This window comes from Streptomyces sp. NPDC058964 (assembly GCF_042741275.1).
Lineage (GTDB): Bacteria > Actinomycetota > Actinomycetes > Streptomycetales > Streptomycetaceae > Streptomyces.
Map to the genome: position 1 here is coordinate 3,102 of NZ_JBHYKH010000409.1, position 4,784 is coordinate 7,885.

Here is a 4,784-nt window from a genome sequence, read left to right on the forward strand (position 1 = left end):
CGCCCTCTCGGAACTGGCGAATCACGTGATGAAGCGGTGCGGCAGTTGTTCGACCAGCGCCGGCACATCCCCCAAGGGATGCGCAGCTTGTCGTCCTGGTGGCTGAGCACCCGGAAGACGACGCGCCCGGCCTACGCGTCCTCGGCCAACCCGATCGAAACCCACTCCCGGGCCCTGCACGCCCGTACGGGAATGCCTGAGGGGACTGAGGACGACGATGCCATCGGCCTCACCGGCCCGGTCATGGCGAGCACCTCAGGCAGGCGTGGACCTCGCGGACGCTGCGTGTCTGGTGGATCTCGGTCGACTGAGCGAGGTACTGGACGATGCCGGTGCCGCGGCCGTGTTCGTCGGGGGCGGTGTCGGGGCGGTGGCGGTCCACGGCCATGCCGGAGTCGCTGACCACGATGTGCAGAGTGTCGTGGTCGAGGGCGAGCTGCAGAGTCATACGCTCGCGCCCGTACTGGGCGGCGTTGGCGGTGAGTTCACCGACGATGAGAACGGCGGAGTCCCGCTCGCTTGCGGGCACGCTCCAGGTATCCAGCAGATCGGCCGCGAAGTGACGGGTGGCGGATACGTGAGCCTCCTGCGCGGGCAGGGTCAGCAGCGCCTGACGGTGGCAGGGGTTTCCGCGCAGTGAGGTCTGGCTGGGGAAATCGGTCACGAACATGGTCTTCTGGCTCTTCTGTGGATGTACGGAGACCGGAACGGAGTGACCGCCAACAAGGTCGGGGGCGGTCGGTAGGCCGGATCCTGCATTGGCGCGCTCATTCAGTTACACGAGCGACGCGTGCCGGACGGTTCGAAGTTCGCCCCTTTTATTCGATTTCTTGCGAGTCCGTGATTGTCGGCGGCCCGGCCGGGCTCAGTCGGGCTCAGTCACCTCTGCCCAGAGCTCGCTGCCGTACTCGGCCGGACCGGACACTGGCAGCTCGGTCTCCTCGCCCGTGGTCTTCCGGACGGCCCTGCGGGAATGTCGTGCCGTGGAGCGGGACGGACGGCCCTGCCCGCGCCTCGGCTGGGTCGCCGACCTCGGCGTGCAGGCGCCCCGAATCCGCTGTTCCGGGCCGCGCGGACTGTGAAGGAAAGGGAGAGAGGGCGGCGGCGCCGGTCACCGGGATACGGAGTGCACGACCCGTCGACGCGTTCACGCATCAGGTCGGCTGAGGACTGGACCGGTTCCCGGTTCGCCGGAGTCGGGGGCGAGGGTGGCCAGGCCCGGAGTCTGTCGGCGCGCCGGGCATGACCAGGGCCCTGGCCACCCATGTATGCGGCCGGTACCTGAGGGGCCCGGCGCGGGGCGGATGGCCTGTCACGGAAGTCGCGTGACGGGAGCGGGCCCGGGGCCCGCGACCGAGCTGCAGAACCGCCCCAGGGGTGCCACCGCGCTCATCGCCCGGGTGCGCCGGCCGGACGGCGTTGTCGGTCCCGCAGTCGTGCGGTGCGGTGGCATCGCCGACGTCGGTGATCACGAGCGTGGCCTGTGCGGTCGATGTCGTGAGCAGAATCCTCGGCGATGGGCATCGTCTGGATGTCCTGTGCGCGCTCCGACAGCTTCGCCCCCGGTCTTGAGGACGCTCGGTTCTTGTCGACCGTCCGGCTGCTCCCCGCTGACGGCCCGGCCCTTCGATGGATGGCGACGGCGTCCTGCCCCCGTGTCACCATGCGCTCATATCCGACAGCTGTGGGTCAAGCCGCTGGGTGACCAGGTGGCCCAGCGACATGACTGCCCTGGCATCGCCTCACGCCCGAACGGTTACCAGCTTCTGACCGTTGCCTGCGAGGATCTCAAAGTGCTCGATGGCTCCCGGGGAAAAGGCAACCGCCCCCGGGATCGAAGTGCCAGGACGGTACTCGCCCGCGCGCCAGGTGGCGCCGTCCGCCCTGGCTCCGCCGGGTCCGACCGCCTGCAGCCGACAGGTGATGCCGGCGGGCGCCCCTTTGGCGGAGACCTGCAGGATGCTGCCCCAGACAGTGGGCGAGACCTTCACCGAGGCGGAGACGCCGGTGGTGGCATCGCTTCCGGAGAAGGTGCGCGAGGCGGTCGGCGCGGTCGGCCCGGGCGGCGTCGCCTGACTGCTCACGGAGCCGATGGCCGCCAGCCAGGTGCCGCCGGCCGCTGCCGCGATGAGCGTCAGCGAGGCGGCAGCGCCGGCCAGTTGCAGACGCCAGGTTCTGCGGCGTCGGGCCGCGGCCTGCTGGAGCAACCTCTCCAGCACACCCTCCTCTGGCGCCTGCGGCACCGCAGGCGCGGCGGGCCGCTGAGGCAGGGAGACCTGCGTGCGTTCGGCTGCCCGTGCCACCAGCTGGTGGGCCACGTCCCCGTCGGCCGTCGGCACCGTCTGGCCTGAGGCTTCGGCTTCGGTCACCGTCGACAGCAGCGCGGGCAATCCTGCCAGCTGGGTGTGTTCGGCCCGGCAATCGGCGCACTCCTCGAGATGGACGCGCACGCGTTCCATTTCCGCTGAGGGCAGAGTGCCCAGGACGTATCCTCCGAGCGCCAGCCGGAGGGCGTCGTGCTCCGCGCTCATGGTCGCCACCTCCTGCCCGCAACGGTCATGGTGCGATCCCCCGTTCCTGCAGCGCCAGTCGCAGGGCGTGCAAGGCGTAGTACGTGCGCGACTTCACGGTGCCCAGCGGGATGCCCAGCTCCTGCGCGGCCTCTGCCATGGTCCGGCCCCGGTAGTAGGTCTCCAGCAGGACGGCACGGTGGTCCGGGGACAATGACCGGACGGCGTCGGCAACCGCCCAGCTCTGCAGTGCCTGCTCGATCTCGTCCTCGCCCGGTTTCTGCTCGGCGGCCCGCTCCAGCGCATCGCCGCCGGCCTCGGCCGGCCTGGTCTGCCGGGCCCGGTGGGCGTCGATGACCAGGTGCCGGGCGACCGTGCACAGCCATGCCCGGGCCGGGCCACGTGCGGGGTCGAACGCGTCGGGATGCTGCCACGCTCGCAGCAGTGTCTCCTGCACCACGTCCTCTGCCCATTGCCGATCTCCTGAGGTCAGTCGCAGCGCGTAGTGGAACAAGGCGTCTGCGTGATCCGTGTACAGAGCGCGCAGCAGTTCCTCATCTGCGGTCGAAAAGGCCCCTTCACCAGAGACACGGTGGGCGGAGCGATCCGGATCGGTCCTTGGACCACGTTTTCGGGAACCCCAGGGCATGAGCCGATCATCGCGCATATGTGTGGGTTTGTCCTGTAACTCACGGCATGGTGTGGGTGGCACTCTGCGAGCGCTGTGCGCCGCATGTCCCCGCCAGGTCTTCAGGTGCCGTGGGGGCCAGTCGCGCCACACCACCAGGACCAGGCATGCGCGGTGCCCGGGGGAGGGCGGCTGATCTGCGGCGATACCAAGGAGTCCCACAAATGTGCAGATCTGCCGAACCGTGGGACCCCTGCCGTCCGTGAAGCAGAACAAGAGCCCTATTTGCGGGCAATTCGTCATCGATTCCCATACAGCGAAGGAGGGATCCGAGGTGACCGAATTCCACCACGTGACGCACACGATCCCGCTGCCCGCCACGCTCCTCCGCCCCCGTGCGTCGAGCTCGGCGCCACCGCGCAGCCCCGGCCCGTGCCCAGCGCTCACCACGACGACGGCTCGGCACATGCAGCGATCGAGGGCTGCGCAACCACGGGGGGATACGTCCACCCGGACCAGCGTGCGCACCACCCCTCCGGGGCGACGCCGACCTGCCCCGAGTCACTCGCGGCTGCCCGCACGGGGAACTGCCGCATACCGCCTGCACCTTCGCGGCGCGCGAGGGCAGATGCGCAGCGCGGCGCACGTCGAGGCGCATGGCCGGCACGGGGCGACACCCATGCCCGTTCGCCAGGTCCGCGAAGGGCACGCGCCCCTGAACAAGGCATCCACCACACATCCCTGCGGTTGCGTGCGCCCTGCCGGCGCAGTCCCTGTCTCCGCCTGATCCGTGAGGAACGAACGCCATGCATGTGAACTTTCGCCCGCCAGGCCGGCGATCACGGGGTGCGGCCGGAGTGGCCGTCGCCGCCCTCGCCACTGCCGGCCTGCTGGGGCTCCTCAGCTCATGCGGCCAGTCGTCGCATTCCTCGCCCGCCGCGGCCGGCGCCATCACAGCAGGTCCGGGGCAGCATCAGACGGCAGGAATGCCCGGTGCCTCGGGGCTTGGGAACACGACGGGCGCCGCTCTCGGCGCCTCGCCGATGCCCAGCATGACCATGCCCATGAGTCCCTCGGGCGCAGGGGCGGCAGATGCGCCGGTGAGCGGGAACGCCGTGGCGATCAAGAACTTCGCCTTTTCCCCGGCCACCCTGAAGGTCAAAGCGGGCACGACCGTGACCTGGACCAATCAGGACGGCGATGCCCACACCGTCACCAGCGCCGGATCGGGCGGCCCCTTGCATTCGGCTGCCCTGGCCACCCACGCCACCTACAGCTACACGTTCACCAAGCCCGGTACCTACGCCTACCTCTGCACCGTCCATCCGTTCATGACCGCCACCGTGGAGGTGACCTGATGACCGACCACGACGACAGCCACGACGCGATCCCGGCCGACGACGCCGGTCGGCCCGAAACCGAGCACGGCATGACCCGACGTCAACTGATGCGTCACGCAGGATGGTTCGGTGGCGCGGTGGTACTGACCGTGGCCGGCGGAGAGGTGATCAGCCACATCGCGGACTCCCGGGAGACCAACGCCGGGGCCGCCGTCGGGGCGGCCGTCGGGGACACCGCCGCGCGCGGGAGGGCGCGGGGCGGGGGGACAGGGGCAGACACGCCGACCGGGGGGCCGCGGCCGGCGA

General features: G+C 70.2%; 4 protein-coding genes and 1 pseudogene. 2 read left to right on the top strand and 3 right to left on the bottom strand.

Going from position 1 to position 4,784, the window contains the following annotated elements:
* Positions 1 to 241: 241 nt before the first annotated feature.
* The 3 genes from ACFW2E_RS35025 to ACFW2E_RS35035 form a co-directional block, all read right to left on the bottom strand.
* On the bottom strand, positions 242 to 670 hold the full coding sequence (locus tag ACFW2E_RS35025) for an ATP-binding protein (RefSeq protein WP_384472442.1): 429 nt from the start codon (positions 668 to 670) through the stop codon (positions 242 to 244).
* Between the two features lie 1,072 nt (positions 671 to 1,742).
* Complete coding sequence (locus ACFW2E_RS35030) at positions 1,743 to 2,531, bottom strand: zf-HC2 domain-containing protein (RefSeq protein WP_384472445.1); 789 nt, start codon at positions 2,529 to 2,531, stop codon at positions 1,743 to 1,745.
* Between the two features lie 25 nt (positions 2,532 to 2,556).
* The gene (locus ACFW2E_RS35035; RefSeq protein ID WP_384472447.1) at positions 2,557 to 3,159 is read right to left on the bottom strand and encodes a sigma-70 family RNA polymerase sigma factor; all 603 of its coding nucleotides are present in this window, start codon (positions 3,157 to 3,159) and stop codon (positions 2,557 to 2,559) included.
* An 836-nt stretch (positions 3,160 to 3,995) separates the two neighbouring features.
* On the opposite strand from ACFW2E_RS35035, the gene ACFW2E_RS35040 reads away from it, so the two are divergent.
* Both ACFW2E_RS35040 and ACFW2E_RS35045 read left to right on the top strand, forming a co-directional pair.
* Complete coding sequence (locus ACFW2E_RS35040) at positions 3,996 to 4,496, top strand: cupredoxin family copper-binding protein (protein WP_384472450.1); 501 nt, start codon at positions 3,996 to 3,998, stop codon at positions 4,494 to 4,496.
* Positions 4,496 to 4,784: pseudogene (locus ACFW2E_RS35045) on the top strand (hypothetical protein); the annotation flags it as partial. The gene ACFW2E_RS35040 and the pseudogene ACFW2E_RS35045, both read left to right, overlap by 1 nt.